Annotated in this window: 19 protein-coding genes and 2 tRNA genes; 2 read left to right on the top strand and 19 right to left on the bottom strand. The window is 53.0% G+C overall.

Features of this window, described 5'->3' with window-relative positions; all coding sequences use genetic code 11:
- Window positions 1-3 precede the first annotated feature (3 nt).
- A complete protein-coding gene (locus WFP70_RS22205) occupies window positions 4-921 on the bottom strand; it encodes an AraC family transcriptional regulator (protein WP_160868491.1) in 918 nt (305 codons plus the stop codon).
- A 183-nt stretch (window positions 922-1,104) separates the two neighbouring features.
- On the opposite strand from WFP70_RS22205, the gene WFP70_RS22200 reads away from it, so the two are divergent.
- Entirely contained in the window at window positions 1,105-1,851 is a 747-nt protein-coding gene (locus WFP70_RS22200; RefSeq protein WP_034826502.1) for an SDR family NAD(P)-dependent oxidoreductase, read from the top strand.
- Between the two features lie 66 nt (window positions 1,852-1,917).
- Here WFP70_RS22200 and WFP70_RS22195 read toward each other — a convergent pair whose 3' ends face one another.
- From WFP70_RS22195 to rlmE, 17 genes are all read right to left on the bottom strand, one after another.
- The gene (locus tag WFP70_RS22195; RefSeq protein WP_034826504.1) at window positions 1,918-3,804 is read right to left on the bottom strand and encodes a DEAD/DEAH family ATP-dependent RNA helicase; all 1,887 of its coding nucleotides are present in this window, start codon (window positions 3,802-3,804) and stop codon (window positions 1,918-1,920) included.
- Between the two features lie 16 nt (window positions 3,805-3,820).
- Window positions 3,821-3,877, bottom strand: coding sequence for a protein YrbN (gene yrbN / locus WFP70_RS26840; RefSeq protein ID WP_100229640.1), 57 nt, complete (start codon window positions 3,875-3,877; stop codon window positions 3,821-3,823).
- A gap of 103 nt (window positions 3,878-3,980) precedes the next feature.
- Window positions 3,981-4,865, bottom strand: coding sequence for a lipoprotein NlpI (nlpI, locus tag WFP70_RS22190; RefSeq protein ID WP_008104288.1), 885 nt, complete (start codon window positions 4,863-4,865; stop codon window positions 3,981-3,983).
- 129 nt (window positions 4,866-4,994) lie between these two features.
- Window positions 4,995-7,130: a polyribonucleotide nucleotidyltransferase gene (gene pnp, locus WFP70_RS22185; RefSeq protein ID WP_097118208.1), complete on the bottom strand. Its 2,136-nt coding sequence runs from the start codon at window positions 7,128-7,130 to the stop codon at window positions 4,995-4,997.
- 311 nt (window positions 7,131-7,441) lie between these two features.
- Window positions 7,442-7,711 (bottom strand): 30S ribosomal protein S15, encoded by a 270-nt coding sequence (gene rpsO, locus WFP70_RS22180; protein ID WP_034826514.1) that lies wholly within the window; start codon window positions 7,709-7,711, stop codon window positions 7,442-7,444.
- Window positions 7,712-7,846: 135 nt separating this feature from the next.
- Window positions 7,847-8,791, bottom strand: coding sequence for a tRNA pseudouridine(55) synthase TruB (gene truB, locus WFP70_RS22175; RefSeq protein WP_337024436.1), 945 nt, complete (start codon window positions 8,789-8,791; stop codon window positions 7,847-7,849).
- Window positions 8,791-9,198, bottom strand: coding sequence for a 30S ribosome-binding factor RbfA (gene rbfA / locus WFP70_RS22170; protein ID WP_034826517.1), 408 nt, complete (start codon window positions 9,196-9,198; stop codon window positions 8,791-8,793). Before rbfA ends, truB begins: the two co-directional genes overlap by 1 nt.
- A gap of 66 nt (window positions 9,199-9,264) precedes the next feature.
- Window positions 9,265-11,955 (bottom strand): translation initiation factor IF-2, encoded by a 2,691-nt coding sequence (infB, locus tag WFP70_RS22165; RefSeq protein ID WP_034826524.1) that lies wholly within the window; start codon window positions 11,953-11,955, stop codon window positions 9,265-9,267.
- 17 nt (window positions 11,956-11,972) lie between these two features.
- A complete protein-coding gene (nusA, locus tag WFP70_RS22160; protein ID WP_034826526.1) occupies window positions 11,973-13,460 on the bottom strand; it encodes a transcription termination factor NusA in 1,488 nt (495 codons plus the stop codon).
- Window positions 13,461-13,484: 24 nt separating this feature from the next.
- The gene (gene rimP, locus WFP70_RS22155; RefSeq protein ID WP_034826528.1) at window positions 13,485-13,937 is read right to left on the bottom strand and encodes a ribosome maturation factor RimP; all 453 of its coding nucleotides are present in this window, start codon (window positions 13,935-13,937) and stop codon (window positions 13,485-13,487) included.
- 212 nt (window positions 13,938-14,149) lie between these two features.
- Window positions 14,150-14,226 (bottom strand) — tRNA-Met (locus WFP70_RS22150).
- 59 nt (window positions 14,227-14,285) lie between these two features.
- A tRNA-Leu gene (locus WFP70_RS22145) sits at window positions 14,286-14,372 on the bottom strand.
- A gap of 46 nt (window positions 14,373-14,418) precedes the next feature.
- Complete coding sequence (secG, locus tag WFP70_RS22140; RefSeq protein WP_034826531.1) at window positions 14,419-14,754, bottom strand: preprotein translocase subunit SecG; 336 nt, start codon at window positions 14,752-14,754, stop codon at window positions 14,419-14,421.
- A 217-nt stretch (window positions 14,755-14,971) separates the two neighbouring features.
- Window positions 14,972-16,306 (bottom strand): phosphoglucosamine mutase, encoded by a 1,335-nt coding sequence (gene glmM, locus WFP70_RS22135; RefSeq protein WP_034826534.1) that lies wholly within the window; start codon window positions 16,304-16,306, stop codon window positions 14,972-14,974.
- 3 nt (window positions 16,307-16,309) lie between these two features.
- Entirely contained in the window at window positions 16,310-17,143 is an 834-nt protein-coding gene (gene folP, locus WFP70_RS22130; protein WP_337024435.1) for a dihydropteroate synthase, read from the bottom strand.
- Window positions 17,144-17,228: 85 nt separating this feature from the next.
- Window positions 17,229-19,160 carry an ATP-dependent zinc metalloprotease FtsH gene (gene ftsH / locus WFP70_RS22125; RefSeq protein WP_034826538.1) on the bottom strand — a complete coding sequence of 644 codons (1,932 nt, stop codon included), beginning with the start codon at window positions 19,158-19,160 and terminating at the stop codon, window positions 17,229-17,231.
- A gap of 173 nt (window positions 19,161-19,333) precedes the next feature.
- Window positions 19,334-19,963 (bottom strand): 23S rRNA (uridine(2552)-2'-O)-methyltransferase RlmE, encoded by a 630-nt coding sequence (gene rlmE, locus WFP70_RS22120; RefSeq protein WP_034826540.1) that lies wholly within the window; start codon window positions 19,961-19,963, stop codon window positions 19,334-19,336.
- Window positions 19,964-20,089: 126 nt separating this feature from the next.
- On the opposite strand from rlmE, the gene yhbY reads away from it, so the two are divergent.
- Entirely contained in the window at window positions 20,090-20,383 is a 294-nt protein-coding gene (gene yhbY, locus WFP70_RS22115) for a ribosome assembly RNA-binding protein YhbY (RefSeq protein ID WP_034826542.1), read from the top strand.
- A gap of 128 nt (window positions 20,384-20,511) precedes the next feature.
- Here the strand turns inward: yhbY and greA are convergent, their stop codons facing one another.
- Window positions 20,512-20,988, bottom strand: a complete 477-nt coding sequence (greA, locus tag WFP70_RS22110; RefSeq protein WP_034826545.1) for a transcription elongation factor GreA — start codon at window positions 20,986-20,988, stop codon at window positions 20,512-20,514.
- Window positions 20,989-21,125: the final 137 nt, after the last annotated feature.

Raw genomic sequence — 21,125 nt, 5'->3', positions numbered from 1 at the left:
CGTTTACTGCTGTGGGGTCAATCCTTCTGGCCCCACAGCCACCATACGCACATCACGAGCCGGCGATTGCCCGTAAAAACGGCTGTATTCACGGCTAAACTGCGAAGCGCTCTGATACCCCACGCGATACCCTGCGGTTCCCGCATCTAACTTATCAATCAACATCAAACGCCGCGCTTCGTTAAGGCGCAGCTGCTTTTGATACTGCATTGGTGTCATGGCCGTGACCGATTTGAAATGATGGTGCAGCGACGAAATACTCATGCCCACGCTACTGGCCAGCTGATCCATCTTGAGCGGCTGATGAAAGTTTTCACGTAGCCAGCGTGCCGCGCGCGCCACTTTGTTGCCCGGCCGCTCCGTCAACGCCATGTTGAGGATGCGGGGTCCTTCCGGCCCGGTAAGGAGTCGATAGAAAATCTCTTGCTCAATTAACGGTGCCAGCGCCGGAATATCCTGGGGCTGATCCAACAGCTCAATCAGGCGGATCACGGCATCGACCAGGGGCGGCGCCACTTTGTGTACCGTAATCCCACGTTCATTGGTTACCGTTGCGCCAATCTGCTGCAGCGGGAAATGTTCGAGGTAGTGCATCAGGCGCGTTTCATTGATGGTGATCCCGACACCCAGATTCGGTTTCTCCTCCGTGGCCTGCACCACGCAGGATTGCACCGGCATATCCAGCGTCACTAGCAGCAGATCGCCCGGTCCGTAATGCATCACGTCTTCACCCATGCGCAATGCTTTTTGCCCTTGCGCCACCAGTGCAAAACTGGCCCAGGTGGCAATGTGCGACAGGCTCGTGGGTTTGGAGCTTCGGCCAAAAGAGAGAAAATCGATGGGGCTGAAGTGGCGGCCATCTTCCGGGGTATGGCGAGCGATCATCGCCACCAACTGCTGCCACTGTTCCTGATGAATCATGCGTTGCGCACTCCGTGATGAGTGATCACTGTCCCCGCATTCTCGCCTTTCGCTCGCGTTACGCCTAGTCCCTGCACAACACATTTGCAGGATTGTGCAAAAAGCTTGCAGGATTGCGCTACCGCAAAATTGTATGGACAGCGCATGCTTACCCTTCCCCGAATTCTCAGGTGGAGAGACACAATGAAAGCACTTGAAGGCAAAATCGCGCTGGTGACGGGCGCCTCGAAAGGCATTGGCGCCGCCATTGCTATGACTTTCGCAGCGGCCGGCGCTCGCGTCATTGTTAATTACCGCCAGGATGAAGCGGGTGCGGCAGATGTGGTCGCGGACATCTGCGAGCTGGGCAGCGATGCCATTGCGGTACAAGCAGATATCTCTCGCGAGGCCGATGTGCAGCGTTTATTCGCGCGCAGCATCGAGCAGTTTGGCGCGCCGGATATCGTGGTCAACAATGCCGGTATTTTCCATCATGGCGATTTCGCCGAACTCAGCCTCAGTGAAATGCAGCAGCAGCTCAATGTAAATGTATTGGGCACGTTACTGGTCTGCCAGCAGGCGGCGAAACATTTCCCGGCTCGCGGGGGCACCATCATTAACTTGAGCGCCCTTAACAGCCAACGCAGCACACCGGGCTCGGTGTTATGGGCAGCGACCAAAGGGGCAATTGATACCTTAACGCAGGGCCTGGCTCGTGAATTGGGGCCACGTAATATTCGCGTCAATGCGCTGGCACCAGGAATCATCCTGACCGAAGGTTTACTGGCAGCGAAGAAGATGAATCCGGATGTCAAAGCGAAGCTGATCGCTGCTACGCCGTTGGGACGGTTTGGTCTGCCGGAAGATGTAGCGCAGGTTGCCCTGTTTCTGGCATCAGAAGAGTCAGCCTACGTCAGTGGAGAGCGGGTGTTAATTGCCGGCGGCGTGTAACGTTTAATTTACGAACATAAAAAAGGGACGCCGAGGCGTCCCTTTATATTTTTAAGCGTTTATCGCTTAAGCGTCACGACGACGTGGTGCAGATGCACCCTCTTCACGACGTGGGCCACGGCCGCCTTCACGGTTGAAGCGTCCGCCTTCACGGCCACCTTCACGACGCTCAGAGAAACGACGCGGTGCGCCTTCGCCACGCGGTGCGCCATTACCACGACGCTCGCCATCACGACCGCCTGGACGACGTTCACTACGCTCGAACGCAGGAGCATCACCCATCAACTGCATGTTCATCGGCTTGTTCAGGATGCGCGTGCGAGTGAAGTGCTGCAGAACTTCGCCCGGCATACCTTTAGGCAGCTCGATGGTTGAGTGCGTACCAAACAGCTTGATGTTACCGATGTAACGGCTGCTGATGTCGCCTTCGTTAGCGATCGCGCCCACGATATGGCGAACTTCAACACCATCATCACGGCCCACTTCAATGCGGTACAGCTGCATTTCGCCAACGTCACGACGTTCGCGACGTGGAGCGCCATCACGGTCACCGCGGCTTTCGCGTGGACCACGTGAGTCACGTGAATCGCGACGATCATCGCGGTCGCGGAACTCACGACGTGGTGGGCGTGGTGCTTCTGGTGGCAGAATCAGTGGACGTTCGCCCTGTGCCATTTTCAGCAGTGCTGCGGCCAGTGTTTCGAGATCCAGATCTTCGCCCGGCTGCATTTTGCTCAGCAGTGCACGGTACATATCCAGATCGCTGCTTTCCAGCTGCAACTGTACTTTGGCGGCGAATTTAGCCAGACGGCGCTCGCTCAGCAGTTCTGCATTTGGCAGTTCAACTTCTGGAATAGTCAACTTCATGGTGCGTTCGATGTTACGCAGCAGACGACGCTCGCGGTTCTCAACGAACAGCAGCGCACGGCCAGCACGACCCGCACGACCGGTACGACCGATACGGTGAACGTAAGACTCAGCATCCATTGGGATGTCATAGTTAACAACCAGGCTGATACGCTCAACGTCCAGACCACGTGCTGCAACGTCGGTCGCGATCAGGATATCCAGACGACCATCTTTCAGGCGCTCCAGTGTCTGCTCACGCAGAGCCTGGTTCATGTCACCGTTCAGTGCTGCGCTGTTATAGCCGCTGCGCTCCAGCGCTTCAGCCACTTCCAGCGTAGCGTTTTTGGTACGCACGAATATGATGGCAGCATCAAAGTCTTCCGCTTCCAGGAAACGCACCAGCGCGTCAGTTTTACGGCCATAAGCGGTCCAGTAAGACTGAGAAATGTCAGGACGCGTGGTCAGGCTTGACTGAATGCGCACTTCCTGTGGATCTTTCATGAAGCGTTTGGTGATACGACGAATCGCTTCTGGCATGGTCGCTGAGAACAGCGCGGTCTGATGACCGTCTGGGATCTGCGCCATGATGGTTTCAACGTCTTCGATGAAGCCCATACGCAGCATTTCATCAGCTTCGTCCAGCACCAGGCCGCGCAGGTTAGACAGATCTAACGTGCCGCGTTTCAGGTGATCCAGCAGACGACCAGGCGTACCTACGACAACCTGTGGTCCCTGGCGCAGTGCGCGCAGCTGAACGTCATAGCGCTGGCCGCCGTACAGGGCAACCACGTTCACGCCACGCATGTGTTTAGAGAATTCCGTCATGGCTTCAGCAACCTGAACAGCCAGTTCACGGGTTGGAGCCAGCACCAGGATCTGTGGTGCGCGGACAGATGGATCAATGTTGTTCAGTAACGGCAGGGAGAATGCCGCTGTTTTACCACTCCCGGTCTGCGCCATACCCAGCACATCACGGCCCGCCAGCAGGTGAGGAATACACTCAGCCTGGATTGGGGATGGCTTTTCGTAGCCCATACCGTTCAGTGATTCGAGGATGTCAGCGTTCAGGCCAAGGTCAGAAAAAGTGGTTTGAATATCAGTCATGTAGTACACGTGCCTCTTAGATTGCGGCGGCCAGTCTACATAACTCGTCGTGAAAATTTTCAGTCATTTTCATCAAAAAGTGTGAACCGGCTCAAATTAGAAGTTTTGACGAACAGAAAAGCCCTCACCTCGAAGATGATGACTTTACAAGTATTCAGGCAATAAAAGTTCGTCAGCTATTGCTGGTCAGATTCTGATAAATCGTCTTGTGTCTGGCCGAGTTGCGCCAGTTCCAACAATGCGTATCGGTGCTCAACAAAGTTGTTAACATTGTTAGCGACCGCCAGTTTGAACAACGCTTTCGCGTCGTCCTTCTCCCCCAGACTTAGGTAGTACTTACCTAAATAGAAGTTGGTTTCACTGAGATGTTCAGCGAGCGAGGTGTTATCCGTTGCGTCCGCCTTGAGACGTTCCATCAGCGTTTTTTCACTGATGTCGCCAAGGTAGAACTCGACAATATTCCATCCCCATTGGTCCCGGACCGCTTTGTCATGTCGCTGTCTCAGCGTGACTTTGGCCTTGTCGGCATCCATATCGCTTTCAACGAGATAGAGCCAAAGGCTGCGGAAAGGATCGTTAGGATCGTCTTGATAAAACGCCAGCAGATCATCTTGCGCTAACTTGTATCGACCGCCGTAATAGAGGGCGATACCACGGTTTAAATGCGCATAGTTGTAAGTTGGATCAAGCTCAAGTACAGAATCAAACGCTTCATAGGCAGCATCAAAATTGCCTGCCTGCGTTAAATATATACCGAGGTAGTTAAACACCTCAGGCATATCCGGTCTTATAGACAGCGCTTGCGAGAAATCGTTCCGCGCTAATGCCCTCAGACCCAAACTATCATACAACACTCCGCGCTCATATAATAGCTGTGCGCGTTCATCATCGGTCAGGGCACGACTGGCAAGAATTTGTTCCATTCGCGCCAGGATCACCTCTTGCTGCAGTGTGGGCTGCAAAGGTACTGCCAGAACTTCGTTCTTACGCCAATTGGAGTTGCTGCATCCTGCCAGCGTGATAGCTGTCGCAACAAAACACCAGCGCAAAAAAGGCTTCATTTCCCACTCCCGAATACAAACATTGGGATAACCATCCTGTCATCCGCCTGCTGTGCACAAGGATTCCCGCCCTCGCGATGATCCAAATACCTCTCCCCAAATTGCAGGGAGAGGCCAATCAGTAAACGCTTACTCGGCGTCAGATGCATTCGTTGCAGCAGGGGTTTCTTCCGCTGGTTTCTGCTCTGTCGCTTCTTTGATGCTCAGGCGTACGCGGCCCTGACGGTCCACTTCCATCACTTTCACTGGAACTTCCTGACCCATCTGCAGATAGTCGGTCACTTTCTCAACACGCTTATCAGCGATCTGAGAGATATGGACCAGACCTTCTTTACCGCCGCCGATTGCCACGAAGGCACCGAAATCAACGATACGCGTCACTTTACCAGAGTAGATACGACCCACTTCGATTTCAGCGGTGATCTCTTCGATACGACGAATCGCTTCCTTCGCTTTGTTGCCGTCGGTTGCTGCGATTTTCACGGTGCCATCATCTTCGATTTCGATGGTGGTGCCGGTTTCTTCGGTCAGCGCACGGATAACAGAACCGCCTTTACCGATAACATCTTTGATCTTGTCTGAGCTGATCTTGATGGTATAGATACGTGGTGCGAACTCAGAAATTTCCTGACGTGGGGTGCTGATGGCCTGCTCCATCACGCTCAGGATGTGCAGACGCGCGCCCTTAGCCTGATTCAGTGCAACCTGCATGATCTCACGGGTGATACCTTCAATTTTGATATCCATCTGCAACGCAGTGATACCGTCGCGGCTGCCCGCTACTTTGAAGTCCATATCGCCGAGGTGATCTTCATCGCCCAGGATGTCAGAGAGAACCACGAAGTTCTCGTCTTCTTTGACCAGACCCATCGCGATACCGGCTACGGCTGCTTTGATCGGTACGCCTGCGTCCATCAGTGCCAGAGAAGCACCACACACAGAAGCCATTGAAGAAGAACCGTTAGATTCGGTGATTTCTGACACCACACGGACGGTGTACGGGAACTCTTCCTGCTTCGGCATCACTGCCAGCACGCCACGCTTCGCCAGACGACCGTGACCAATTTCACGACGCTTCGGTGAGCCAACCATGCCGGTTTCGCCCACTGAGTATGGAGGGAAGTTATAGTGGAACAGGAAGCTATCAGTACGCTCGCCCATCAGCTCATCCAGGTTCTGCGCATCACGGGCGGTACCCAGTGTTGCGGTAACCAGTGCCTGCGTTTCACCACGGGTGAACAGAGAAGAACCGTGAGTACGTGGCAGCACGCCAGTACGTACATCCAGACCACGGATCATATCTTTTTCGCGGCCATCGATACGTGGCTCACCACGGATGATACGGCTACGCACGACGCTCTTCTCGAGATCGTGAACGATGTCAGCGATTTCGCCAGCATCCAGCGTTTCGTCTTCAGCCTGAAGGGCAGCGATAGTCGCGTCTTTAACTGCGCCAACCTGAGTGTAACGCTCTTGCTTATCAGTGATGCGGTAAGCATCAGCAATACCGGCTTCTGCCAGTGCAGCAACACGTGCAATCAGTGCATCGTTCGCTGGCTCTGGCTGCCAGTCCCAACGTGGTTTGCCTGCTTCAGCAACCAGTGCGTTGATGTTTTCGATAACAACCTGCTGCTGATCGTGGCCGAACACCACCGCGCCCAGCATCTGGTCTTCTGTCAGTACTTCTGCTTCAGATTCAACCATCAGAACCGCGTTCTGCGTACCTGCAACCACCAGGTCCAGACGTGAAGTTTTGATTTCATCAGCGGTTGGGTTCAGAACGTACTGGTCATTGATATAACCCACACGTGCTGCACCGATTGGGCCGTTGAATGGCAGGCCTGACAGCGCCAGCGCGGCAGATGCGCCGATCATCGCAACAATGTCCGGGTTAACCTGTGGGTTAACAGACACAACGGTCGCAATCACCTGCACTTCGTTGATGAAACCTTCCGGGAACAGTGGACGCACTGGACGGTCAATCAGACGAGAAATCAGGGTTTCGCCTTCGCTTGGACGGCCTTCACGACGGAAGAAGCTACCCGGGATACGACCAGCAGCGTAAGTACGCTCCTGATAGTTAACCGTCAGCGGGAAGAAATCCTGACCTGGTTTGGTTTTTTTCTGGCCAACAACAGTCACGAATACCGCGGTGTCGTCCATGCTCGCCATAACTGCTGCAGTGGCCTGGCGCGCCATCATGCCGGTTTCCAGCGTGACGGTATGCTGACCATATTGGAATTTGCGTACGATCGGGTTCAGCAAAATTTAAGTCCTTAAATTCGAGGGGCAGAGCGCTCTTTGGCTCGCCGGGGTTTACCGATCTTTAGTTGCATCCTCGCGACTAATGACAATCTTCAACCGCTCATGCGGTAAAGCCTCTCATTAGCCGCGCGAAACGCTGCAAGCAAAGATCACTCTCAGCAACAATACATGAGTTTGGTACGGAATGCTGCGGATTGCTCGAAAAAAGGGGCCATAAAGGCCCCCTTTTCGCGAAACTCGCACAAATCTGATCGTCAGATGCGCTTTTCTGCATAGTGCATGTGCTACATCGTTGATCAGATTCTTCAGACTTAGCGACGCAGACCCAGGGTTTCGATCAGGCTGGTGTAACGTGCAACGTCTTTACGCTTCAGGTAGTCCAGCAGCTTACGACGCTGAGATACCATGCGCAGCAGACCGCGACGGCTGTGGTGGTCTTTTTTGTGCTCAGAGAAGTGACCCTGCAGGTGATTAATCTGAGCAGTCAGCAGAGCAACCTGAACTTCAGTTGAACCGCTGTCGTTAGCACCACGACCGAATTTAGCAACGATCTCTGCTTTAGCTTCTACGCTTAGAGACATAATAAACTCCGAAATAATAAATGAATGGTTGGGTGCCGATCTCTAATTCAGCAGCCCGCTTTAAAAGCCGCGCTATTCTACTCTTCGCCTGATTGCAACGCAAATGCGCCGTTAGCTCAAACGTGAATGTGTTGATTAGGCGGGAAACTCGACCACCAGACGACGCGGCGCCACGCGCCCATCCTCAGCGATTTCTGCCATGCCGATAAATTTATGTTCTTCACCTTCGGTAACACGCACCAATCCCTGTTCAGGCGCATTCGCCACCTGCACCGGCATCCCCTGCTTGAAATAAGCGGCGACAGAGGGCAGCAAATTGACGATGGGGAACTCCTCCGCAGGGCTATCCATTGGCAGCAGCAGTGCATCCAGTACACGGTAGTCTGGCGTTTCTGCTGCGTTCGCTTCAGCCGCCATCGCCTGCAACTGCTCAAAGGTGATCATGCGATCAATCGGATACTTCGCCACCTGCAAACGACGCAACATAATCACATGTGCGCCGCAGCCGAGCTTCTCGCCGAGGTCATCGATGATGGTGCGAATATAAGTGCCCTTGGAAACGTGAATTTCCAGCTCCAGCTCATCCCCTTCCCAGCGAATAAACTGCAGTTCAAACACAGTAATCGGACGTGCTTCACGCGGTACGGTAATGCCTTCACGCGCGTATTCATACAGCTTGCGGCCCTGGTACTTCAACGCAGAGAACATGGTGGGTACTTGTAAGGTGTCACCACGGAAGCTCTCCAGCGCCGCATCAAGCTGGGCTTGATTGAAGGTCACCGGGCGCGTTTCGACGATATTGCCATCAGCGTCTGAGGTATCCGTACGCTCGCCGAGGCGGGCAATAACGCGATAGCGTTTATCGGAATCGAGCAGGAACTGCGAGAACTTCGTCGCTTCACCGAGGCAGATCGGCAGCATGCCTGTTGCCAGGGGATCAAGCGCACCCGTGTGACCCGCTTTGTTAGCATGGAACAGACGCTTCACTTTCTGCAGCACATCGTTCGAGGATGCGCCCTGATGCTTATCCAGCAAAAACACACCGTGGACGTCGCGACCGCGACGACGAGGACGACTCATTAGTCCTCCTTGTCATCTTCCGCCGGGCTTTCGCCACGACGCTCAACGTCACTTTTGATCACGTTGCTGACCAGGTTAGACATGCGCATCCCCTCGATCAGCGAATTGTCATAGAAGAAGGTCAGTTCAGGCACGATACGCAGACGCATCGCTTTCCCTACCAGAATACGGATATAACCTGAGGCTTCTTTCAGCGCTTTCAGGCCATTTTTTACCGCATCTTCATCCTGATCATTCAAAAAGGTCACGAAGACTTTGGCATACGCCAGGTCGCGCGACACTTCTACGCCGGATACCGTTACCATCATGCCAAGGCGCGGGTCTTTAATTTCACGTTGCAGGATAATTGCGATTTCTTTCTGCAGTTCCTGAGATACGCGCTGTGGGCGGCCAAATTCTTTTGCCATTTTTTCTTTCTCCCAAATAATTCGGGAGGCCAGAGGCCTCCCAAATTGCAACACATCAAGTGATGATCAATCGATGGTGCGTTTAATTTCAATCACTTCAAAGACTTCGATCATGTCACCAACGCGAACGTCGTTGTAGTTCTTCACGCCGATACCACACTCCATGCCGTTACGCACTTCGTTGACATCGTCTTTAAAGCGACGCAGAGATTCCAGCTCGCCTTCGTAAATCACCACGTTGTCGCGCAGTACGCGAATCGGGTTGTGACGTTTGATGTTGCCTTCGGTGACCATACAGCCAGCAATGGCGCCAAATTTCGGTGACTTGAACACGTCACGCACTTCGGCCAGACCAATGATCTGCTGTTTGAATTCCGGTGCCAGCATGCCGCTCATGGCTGCTTTTACTTCGTCAATCAGATTATAGATAACGGAGTAGTAGCGCAGGTCCACGTTTTCAGCGTCAATCACGCGACGCGCAGAAGCGTCAGCACGGACGTTAAAGCCGAGGATGATGGCGTTGGAAGCCGCTGCCAGGGTCGCGTCGGTTTCGGTGATACCACCCACGCCCGAACCGATAATCTTCACCTTCACTTCGTCGGTGGAGAGTTTCAGCAGCGAGTCGGAGATCGCTTCCACCGAACCCTGTACGTCGGACTTCAGCACGATGTTCAGCTCGGACACTTCGCCTTCGGTCATGTTGGCGAACATGTTCTCCAACTTCGACTTCTGCTGACGCGCCAGTTTCACTTCGCGGAATTTGCCCTGACGATACAGTGCAACTTCACGTGCTTTCTTCTCATCACGCACAACAGTCGCTTCATCACCCGCTGCTGGCACACCAGACAGACCGAGGATTTCCACTGGAATGGATGGACCCGCTTCCAGCACTTCACGACCCAGTTCGTCACGCATCGCACGGACACGGCCGTATTCGAAACCGCACAGTACGATATCGCCTTTGTTCAGCGTACCTTCACGCACCAGCACGGTCGCAACCGGGCCACGACCTTTGTCGAGGAAGGATTCGATGACCACGCCGCTCGCCATACCTTCACGAATGGCGGTCAGTTCCAGAACTTCAGCCTGCAGCAGAATCGCATTCAGCAGGTCATCAATACCGGTACCCGCTTTCGCAGAGACGTTAACGAACATGTTTTCACCGCCCCACTCTTCCGGAATGATTCCGTACTGGGTCAGTTCATTCTTCACGCGATCCGGGTCTGCTTCTGGCTTATCAATCTTGTTCACCGCAACCACAACCGGCACTTTGGCCGCTTTGGCGTGCTGGATGGCTTCGATAGTCTGTGGCATCACGCCGTCATCGGCAGCAACCACCAGAATTACGATATCCGTTGCCTGCGCACCACGTGCACGCATCGCGGTAAACGCGGCGTGGCCCGGGGTATCCAGGAAGGTTACCATACCGTTGTCAGTTTCAACGTGGTAAGCACCGATGTGCTGTGTAATACCGCCAGCCTCGCCTGAAGCGACTTTGGTTGAGCGGATATAGTCCAGCAGCGAGGTTTTACCATGGTCAACGTGACCCATGATAGTGACCACCGGAGCGCGTGACTCCTGCGCTGCATCGGTATCACGATCGTCCATCACCGCTTCTTCCAGTTCGTTCTCGCGGCGCAGGATCACTTTGTGACCCATTTCTTCCGCAACCAACTGGGCTGTTTCCTGGTCGATGACTTGGTTAATGGTCGCCATTGCGCCCATTTTCATCATCGCTTTGATAACCAGTGAGCCTTTCACCGCCATTTTGTTTGCCAGCTCGGCAACAGTAATGGTTTCGCCGATGATCACATCACGGTTAACAGCCTGAACGGGTTTGTTGAAGCCCTGCTGCAGTGCGCTTGGCTTACGGTTTTTACCACCTTTACCACCACGGAACTGCGCACGCGCTTCTTCGCGATCAGTTTTCGCTTCAGAATGCTTGTTGCCTTTTTTGGCTGGGCGCGCTGCTTTGGTGGTACGCGCACGTCCACGTCCGCCTTCAACTTCGCGGTCGTTTTCGTCTTCAGCCTGACGGGCATGAGTGGAAGTGGTGACATGGTAGTCGCCTTTGTCTTCTTCCTCTGGTTTTTCCCATTCAGCTGATTTCTCTTCAGCCAGGCGGCGGGCTTCTTCTGCCACACGGCGAGCGTCTTCTTCCAGCTTACGGCGTGCTTCTTCTTCCGCTTTGCGTTTCAGATCAGCCGCTTCGGCTTCACGACGCGCCTTATCAGACTGCGCAGCCTTGGTTACTTCATCGGTAGGTTGATTAGTCACTTTCTCATTTTCCGCTGCTTCACGCTTGGCCTTTTCAGCGGCTTCGCGCTTGGCTTTATCTTCGGCTTCACGTTGCGCTTTTTGTTCAGCTTCGCGACGGGCTTGTTCTTCCGCCTCGCGACGCGCCTGCTCTTCCGCTTCACGCTGCGCCTCGGCTTCAGCTTCTGCCTGAGCTTGCTCAGACTCAGCATCACCTTTCACGTATGTACGTTTTTTGCGGACTTCGATTTGCACCGACTTACTTTTACCCCCGGTGACGGGAATATTCAAGGTGCTGCGCGTTTTGCGCTGTAATGTCAGTTTACTTGAACCGGTCTGACCGTGCTCACGATTCAAATGGGACAGTAAGGTTTCTTTCTCTTGCTGGGACACCGCATCGTTTTCAGACTTGCGGATCCCTGCGTCAGCAAATTGCTGTACCAGGCGATCGACCGGAGTCTGAATTTCGGCGGCCAGCGATTTTACGGTTACATCTGTCATGCTGTTCCTTCCTGTTATTACGCGTCATCGCCGAACCAGCAGATATTACGTGCAGCCATAATCAGCGCACCGGCCTTCTCATCATCCAGCCCTTCAATATCTGTCAGATCGTCAACACCTTGCTCAGCGAGATCTTCCAGCGTGCAAACGCCTTTGGACGCCAGGCGATACGCCAGCGCACGATCCAGGCCCTCAAGATTCAGAAGATCCTCAGCGGGCTCCTGATTACCAAGGCTCTCTTCTTTCGCTAATGCCAGGGTGGTCAACGCATTTTTTGCTCGTTCACGCAGGGCTTCAATGGTCTCTTCGTCGAGGCCGTCGATTTCCAGCAACTCGTTGATTGGCACATAAGCCAATTCTTCCAGCGAAGAGAAGCCCTCTTCCACCAGTACGGTGGCGAACTCTTCGTCGATGTCGAGATGTTTGGTGAACATATCGATCGCTGCGTGGGCTTCAGCCTGATGCTTAGCCTGCAGATCATCGACGGTCATCACGTTCAGTTCCCAACCACTCAGTTGGGAAGCCAGACGCACGTTTTGGCCGTTACGGCCGATCGCCTGAGCCAGATTGCCGGCTTCAACAGCGATATCCATGGTGTGATTGTCTTCATCCACCACAATTGACGCCACATCGGCTGGCGCCATGGCGTTAATGACGAATTGTGCCGGGTTATCGTCCCACAGCACGATATCAATACGCTCGCCACCCAGCTCGCTTGATACAGCCTGGACACGCGCACCGCGCATACCCACACAAGCACCGACCGGATCAATACGTTTATCGTTGGTTTTCACCGCGATTTTAGCGCGTGAACCTGGATCGCGCGCTGCCGCTTTGATCTCGATAACTTCTTCACCGATTTCTGGCACCTCAATGCGGAACAGTTCGATCAGCATTTCTGGCTTAGAACGGGTGACAAACAGCTGTGCACCACGCGCTTCCGGACGAACAGCGTACAACACGCCGCGAATACGGTCGCCTGGGCGGAAGTTTTCACGTGGCAGCATATCTTCGCGTCCGATCACGGCTTCAGCATTGCTGCCCAGATCGAGTGAGATGCTGTCGCGGTTTACTTTCTTCACCACGCCGGTGATGATTTCACCTTCGTGTTGACGGAATTGATCAACCACCATCGCGCGCTCAGCTTCACGGACTTTCTGCACGATAACCTGTTTAGCGGTTTGGGTGGTGATACGGTCGAAGGTGACAGATTCGATCTGGTCTTCAACGTATTCGCCCAGATTGAACGCTTCGTCTTCAAAGCGGGCCGCATCCAGCGTAATTTCACGAGTCGGCTGTGTTACTTCTTCCACAATCTGCCAGCGACGGAAAGTATCGAAATCACCGCTGCGACGGTCAATGCTGACGCGCACTTCGATCTCTTGCTCATACTTCTTTTTAGTCGCAGTGGCCAAAGCGCTCTCAAGCGCTTCGAAGATTTTCTCACGTGGCAGGGCTTTTTCGTTAGAAACGGCTTCTACTACAGCTAAGATCTCTTTGTTCATCCTGGTTAGCCTCAATCCGGACTTTTAAAAGTGGGGGACCAGGTTCGCTTTCTGAATATTACTCAGCGCGAACACCTCATCGTTACCCTCAACGGTTACCGTGATCATCTCACCTTCCACGGATTTGATGATCCCCTGCCATTTACGGCGGTTCTGTACGGCCATACGCAGTGTCAGGCTCACCTCATCACCGGCGAAACGTGCATAGTGTTCAGCAGTGAAAAGAGGACGCTCGAGACCTGGCGAGGAGACTTCAAGGTTGTAAGCCACCGTAATGGGATCTTCCACATCCATTACCGCGCTGACCTGGTGGCTAACATCGGCACAATCATCAACATTGATACCATTCTCACTATCAATATAGATGCGCAAAGTCGATGTGCGACCGCGAACGAATTCGATACCGACCAATTCGTAGCCAAGCGCTTCTACTGGAGCGGTGATCAAATCAGTCAATTTTTGCTCTAATGTGGACAAGCCCACCCCCAAGACATAAAAAAAGGGCCTATAGCCCAGTATTGCGATTCCTGATAACAAAAAACCCCGAAAATTCGGGGCTTTTTATCACTGGACCCTGTACGCCGCAGAGCGGCATCGGCACACAATCCAAAAGAATTTTTTTCAAAAAAACACTGAGGATGCGTCCGTCGATGCATACAGTATATTTGAAAAAGAACTCTAAGGGAAAGTGGTTGCGGGGGCCGGATTTGAACCGACGACCTTCGGGTTATGAGCCCGACGAGCTACCAGGCTGCTCCACCCCGCGTCCGAAAACGTGGCGAATAATACGCCGACCTTGCTAAAAAAGCAAGTTTTACTGAGATTTGGTACCGAGGACGGGACTTGAACCCGTAAGCCCTTTCGAGCACTACCACCTCAAGGTAGCGTGTCTACCAATTTCACCACCTCGGTACTGCACTGACTGCGACGTTATGTTGTCGCTAAAGCATTGACGATGTTACTGCGGGATATCATTGCCCGGGGTTGCCGGTTTAGCTGGCTGAGTCTGCTGTTCAGACTGAGCTGGCGCAGTGAGGTTTTCCCACTCGCTTCCTTTAGAAGACTTGTTCGTGTTCAGATTGCCCAGAATCAAGCTGATAATGAAGAACAGGGTCGCCAGTACTGCCGTCATACGTGTCATGAAATTACCAGACCCGTTTGAACCGAACAGTGTACCAGAGGCGCCTGCACCGAATGAGGCTCCCATATCAGCGCCTTTGCCTTGCTGAAGCATGATCAGACCCACGAGGCCAATCGCAACAATAAGGAAAACAACTAACAGAGCTTCGTACATAATCAACCTGTTTCCTTGCGCGTTATCCGCACAGTTAAAGCTTCACCAATATTGACGGGGAGTATCGTCATCACCCATCAGAAGCGGGTGTGAATACTAACCAATGGGACATACCTCTGCAAGCGCAATTTTCACGAACTTTATTGATTGCGGAAAAAAGCGCCAGGATGGTGATTTAACAGGCGGAAAGTCGAAATCTCGCCGCCTGTTAACACGCTTAGACCGCTTTCACCGCATCAGCAATTTTATGCGCCAGCTCGGTGACTAACGCTTCATCTTCACCCTCGACCATCACGCGAATCAGCGGCTCAGTGCCCGATTTACGCAACAGCACACGACCGCGCCCTGCTAGCGTTTTCTCCACTTCAGCGCTGACAGCCTTCACGCTCTCGGATTCAAGAGGATCATGACTGCCACTGAAGCGCACATTCACCAGAATCTGCGGCAGCATTTTCATGCCACTGCACAAATCATGCAGACTCATGTGATTACGCACAATAGCAGTGAGTACTTGCAAACTTGCCACGATACCGTCGCCAGTGCTGATTTTATCCAACAGAATGACATGCCCGGAGTTTTCAGCCCCCATGCGCCAGCCCTTCTCCTGCATTTTTTCCAGCACGTAGCGGTCACCCACTTTGGCACGCGTGAAGGGAATGCCCAGCTGTTTTAACGCCAGTTCCAGCCCCATATTACTCATCAACGTACCCACCACGCCGCCGCGCAGTTGCCCCTGACGCAAGGCTTCACGTGCGATGATGTAGAGAATCTGGTCACCATCGACCTTCATGCCCAGATGATCCACCATCATGATGCGGTCACCATCGCCATCGTAAGCAAGGCCCAAATCGGCCTTCTCTTCCAGCACGCGCTGCTGCAGCATGCGGAGATCGGTTGCGCCGCACTCTTTGTTGATGTTCATGCCATCGGGCTGCACGCCAATCGCAATCACTTTGGCACCTAATTCACGCAGCACATTAGGCGCAATGTGATAGGTCGCACCGTTGGCGCAATCCACTACGATTTTCAGACCGTTAAGACTTAACTCGCTCGGGAATGTGCCTTTACAGAACTCGATATAACGACCAGCAGCATCAACGATACGGCTGGCGCGCCCCAACTCAGCGGACTCAACGCAGGTCAGTGGCTTCTCTAACTCAAGCTCGATGGCCTCTTCCACTTCATCCGGCAATTTAGTGCCTTCCGCAGAGAAGAACTTGATGCCGTTATCGTCGAAGGGGTTATGCGATGCAGAGATCACGATACCGGCTTCTGCACGAAAGGTACGCGTCAGATAGGCAATCGCGGGGGTTGGCATAGGCCCGGTAAAGGCCGCCGACAAACCAGCAGCAGCCAGGCCCGCTTCCAGTGCCGATTCCAGCATGTAGCCAGAAATACGCGTATCTTTACCAATTAATACCTTACGTGATCCAGAGCGCGCCAGAACCTTACCCGCAGCAAAACCCAGCTTTAGGACAAAATCAGGGGTAATCGGTGCTTCACCGACCTTGCCACGAATACCATCTGTACCGAAATATTTACGATTACTCATGCTTTATCCTTTTGCTCTCCGTGTCGCTTCAACAATACGCATCGCTTCGAGAGTCTCTTTCACATCATGCACGCGAATAATTTGTGCGCCCTGCATAGCGGCAATCACCGCACAGCTCAGGCTGCCGGTCAAACGCTGCGTCGGACCGACATTTAACAGCTGGCCAATCATCGATTTGCGCGACATTCCGACCAATAGCGGTAAGCCAAAATGGTGGAAATGGCTGAGTTCAGCCAGCAGTTGATAATTGTGGTTGAGATTCTTACCGAAACCGAAGCCAGGGTCGAGCAACAGATTCTCTTTTTTAATGCCTGCCGCTTCGCAACGTGCAATCTGTGCCTGGAAGTAAGCGTCCACTTCACCCACGATATTCTGATATTCAGGTGCTTGCTGCATAGTGCGCGGTTCGCCCTGCATGTGCATCAGGCATACCGGCAGACCGGTCTCCGCTGCTGCTGCCAATGCACCCGGTTCTGACAGTGAACGAATATCATTAATGATGTGAGCACCCACTCGCGCCGATTCACGGATCACCTCTGGCTTTGAAGTATCAACAGAAATCCACACTTCAAAACGCTGGGCGATAGCTTCAACCACCGGAATCACGCGCGCTAGCTCTTCGTCCACGCTGACTTCATCGGCTCCTGGCCGCGTAGATTCCCCCCCCACATCGATGATGGTTGCGCCCGCATTCACCATCTCATTGGTATGGGTCAGCGCATCCACCAATGTGTTGTGTGTTCCGCCATCAGAGAAGGAGTCCGGCGTGACATTCAAAATGCCCATCACATGGGGAAACGACAGATCGAGATGGGAATCACGGGCGAACAACTTCATGGCGGGAATCTCCTTGGGAATCACGGTATCACTGAATGTAAAAAACCCCGGACCGGCCGGGGTTTTTGCTGAGGTTTGTGGCCTCTTACTTGTCGAGCTGTTCTGACATGGTGTTGCCAGGATTTGGCGTACGCGGTTCATCAACCGGACGTGGCGCCTTTGGCGTCCCATTGTTGTCCGATGAACTGCTGCTGCCTGAATCATCCCAACCTGCTGGTGGGCGAACTTCACGGCGAGCCATCAAGTCATCAATCTGTGGCGCATCAATGGTTTCATACTTCATCAGCGCGTCTTTCATCGCGTGAAGGATGTCCATGTTCTCACCCAGCAGAACACGAGCACGCTGGTAGTTGCTGTCGATCAGGTGTTTAACTTCCTGGTCGATGATGCGTGCTGTTTCATCTGACATGTGTTTCGCCTTAGCCACAGAGCGGCCGAGGAACACTTCGCCTTCTTCTTCAGCATACAGCAACGGACCTAACTTCTCGTTGAAGCCCCACTGCGTCACCATGTTGCGCGCCAGGTTAGTGGCGACTTTAATGTCGTTAGATGCACCGGTAGAAACGTGTTCTGCGCCGTAGATGATCTCTTCCGCCAGACGACCGCCATACAGCGTTGAGATCTGGCTTTCAAGTTTCTGGCGGCTGGCGCTAATCGCGTCACCTTCTGGCAAGAAGAAGGTCACACCCAGCGCACGTCCACGCGGGATAATTGTCACTTTATGCACCGGATCGTGTTCCGGTACCAGACGACCAATAATCGCATGGCCCGCTTCGTGGTAAGCGGTGGATTCTTTCTGCGCTTCCGTCATCACCATGGAGCGACGTTCTGCACCCATCATGATTTTGTCTTTCGCTTTCTCGAACTCAACCATCGAGACCACACGCTTGTTGCCACGTGCAGCAAACAGTGCCGCTTCGTTGACAAGGTTAGCGAGGTCAGCACCCGAGAAGCCCGGCGTACCACGTGCGATGATCGCTGCATCGATGTCAGTGGCCAGCGGCACACGACGCATATGCACTTTCAGAATCTGTTCACGACCGCGGACATCTGGCAGACCGACCACAACCTGGCGGTCAAAACGACCCGGGCGCAGCAGCGCGGGGTCAAGTACGTCTGGACGGTTAGTTGCGGCGATAACAATGATGCCTTCATTACCTTCGAAGCCATCCATCTCAACCAGCATCTGGTTCAGCGTCTGCTCACGTTCATCATGACCACCGCCTAAACCGGCGCCACGTTGACGGCCTACAGCATCGATTTCATCGATAAAGATGATGCAAGGCGCGGCTTTCTTCGCCTGCTCGAACATGTCACGCACACGAGATGCACCGACACCCACGAACATTTCAACAAAGTCAGAACCGGAGATAGTGAAGAACGGTACTTTTGCTTCGCCAGCAATCGCTTTAGCCAGCAAGGTTTTACCGGTACCCGGAGGGCCGACCATCAGGACGCCTTTCGGGATCTTACCACCCAGTTTCTGGAAGCGGCTTGGCTCGCGCAGATATTCAACCAGTTCACCCACTTCTTCTTTTGCTTCATCGCAACCTGCGACATCAGCAAACGTGGTCTTGATCTGGTCTTCGGTCAGCATGCGGGCTTTACTCTTGCCAAAGGACATCGCGCCTTTGCCACCGCCGCCCTGCATCTGCCGCATAAAGAAGATCCAAACGCCAATCAACAGCAGCATTGGGAACCAGGAGATGAAGATGGAAGCCAGCAGGCTTGGCTCTTCTGGTGGTTCGCCAATCACTTTGACGTTTTTGGTCAAGAGGTTATCAAGCAACTTTGGATCGTTGACAGGAATGTAAGTCGTATATTTATTACTGTCTTTTTTGACAACGTTAATCTCACGCCCGTTAATACGTGCCTCGCGGACCTGATCCTGGTTCACTTCCGACAGGAAGGTTGAATAATCAACCCTACGGCCATTCGACTCGCTGGGCCCAAAGCTCTGGAAGACAGACATCAGCACGACCGCGATGACTAACCAGAGAATCAGGTTTTTCGCCATGTCACTCAAGGGATTAACCTCATATTACAACGGTGTTAACAGACAGCGTAGGGTACTATATATCCTTCAGACCTGGAATCGCGGCGCTGATGATTTTACTGCTTTTCACTGAAACTCAGAATTACACATCAGAGTAAACGCAGTTCGCCTTGCTTTGATTCCGGTACCGAGAGCTATAGTTTGCGCCCTGTCGCCACAATGTACACTTCACGCGAACGTAAACGAGAAGCGTCTGGCTTACGAATTTTCACTTTCGTAAATAGGGAGCGAATTTCCCGCAGGTATTCCTCGAAGCCATCTCCCTGAAACACTTTCACTACAAAACTGCCGCCAGGCGCCAGGATATCCCGACACATTTCCAGCGCCAACTCTACCAAATACATCGATCGTGGAATATCAACCGCAGGTGTACCACTCATGTTCGGCGCCATGTCAGACATAACAACTTGCACCTTTTGATCACCTACTCGCTCCAGCAATGCGTTCAGCACTGCCTCTTCACGAAAGTCGCCCTGTAAAAAATCGACACCGACGATCGGGTCCATGGGAAGCAAGTCACAGGCAATAATACGACCGTTCGATCCAATCTGTTGTACCGCATATTGCGACCAACCGCCGGGCGCAGCACCCAGATCTACCACTGTCATGCCGGGTTTGAAAAGCTTGTCACCCTGCTGAATTTCGTCCAGTTTAAACCAGGCGCGCGAACGCAACCCCTTTTTCTGTGCCTGCAACACATATTTATCGCTAAAGTGTTCCTGTAACCAGCGACTGGAACTGGCCGAACGCTTTTTACCCGTCATAATTTTTCCAATTAAATCTTCATCGTAGCGATAAATCAGTACGCAATGAGTCGCGTTGATTTGGCGATATACCCGAGATGGCGGTAGAATGAACCGTTTTCAATCCCTGAGTAAGTAAAAAATACGATGAATCTGAGTACCAAACAAAAACAGCACCTGAAAGGCCTTGCCCATCCACTGAAGCCCGTTGTTATGCTGGGCGGTAATGGCTTGACCGAAGGCGTGCTCGCCGAAATCGAACTGGCGCTCGAGCATCACGAATTGATCAAGGTGAAAATTGCCTCTGAAGATCGTGAAACCAAGCAGCTGATCGTTGACGCTATCGTACGTGAAACAAAAGCTTGTAACGTACAGGTCATCGGCAACACGCTGGTGCTGTATCGCCCTGCAAAAGAGCGCAAAATTACTCTGCCACGTTAATTAAGCCGTAAAGGCTGCCATGACGGGCAGAGAAAGTGCCATGCTCCTGCATGGGATAAAAGGCCGCTATGCGGCCTTTTTCCTTTCTTTACAATATGCGGCTACACATTTCAAAGCGTAGCAATATCTTAAAGGTATTCCACCTTTAACACTTCATATTCCACATCGCCGCCCGGTGTCTTCACAATCGCAACGTCGTCTGCTTCTTTTCCAATCAAACCACGCGCCATCGGCGAGTTCACTGAAATCAGGTTTTGTTTGAAGTCAGCTTCATCATCACCCACGATGCGGTAAGTGAATTCTTCGTCCGTATCCACATTCAAAATGGTCACGGTAGCACCAAAAATCACGCGGCCGGTTTTGGGCATCGTCGTGATATCAATCACCTGAGCGTTGGAGAGTTTGGCTTCAATCTCCTGAATACGGCCTTCGCAAAAACCCTGTTCTTCACGGGCAGCGTGGTATTCGGCATTTTCTTTTAGATCGCCATGCTCACGGGCTTCGGCAATAGAGGCGATGATGCGCGGACGCTTCACGGTTTTCAGTTCGTTCAGCTCTTCACGCAGGCTCTCAGCGCCTTTCAACGTCATCGGAATCTGATTCATTTTGGCTCCTCGTCATCTATCCTGGTTAACGGCGTCATCCTGACCGGTGACAGCAGAAAACAGCTTCTGCGGCGCGTTACCTCTTTTCACAAGCAAAAGAAGCCTGACCCGGAAAGCTTTCCGGGTCAGGTTCGGTT

Origin of the sequence: Pantoea sp. USMM079, assembly GCF_037153115.1 — a bacterium.
Classification (GTDB): domain Bacteria; phylum Pseudomonadota; class Gammaproteobacteria; order Enterobacterales; family Enterobacteriaceae; genus Pantoea; species Pantoea communis.
The sequence above is the reverse complement of the archived record's forward strand: the minus strand, read 5'-3'. Positions and strand labels throughout refer to the sequence as shown.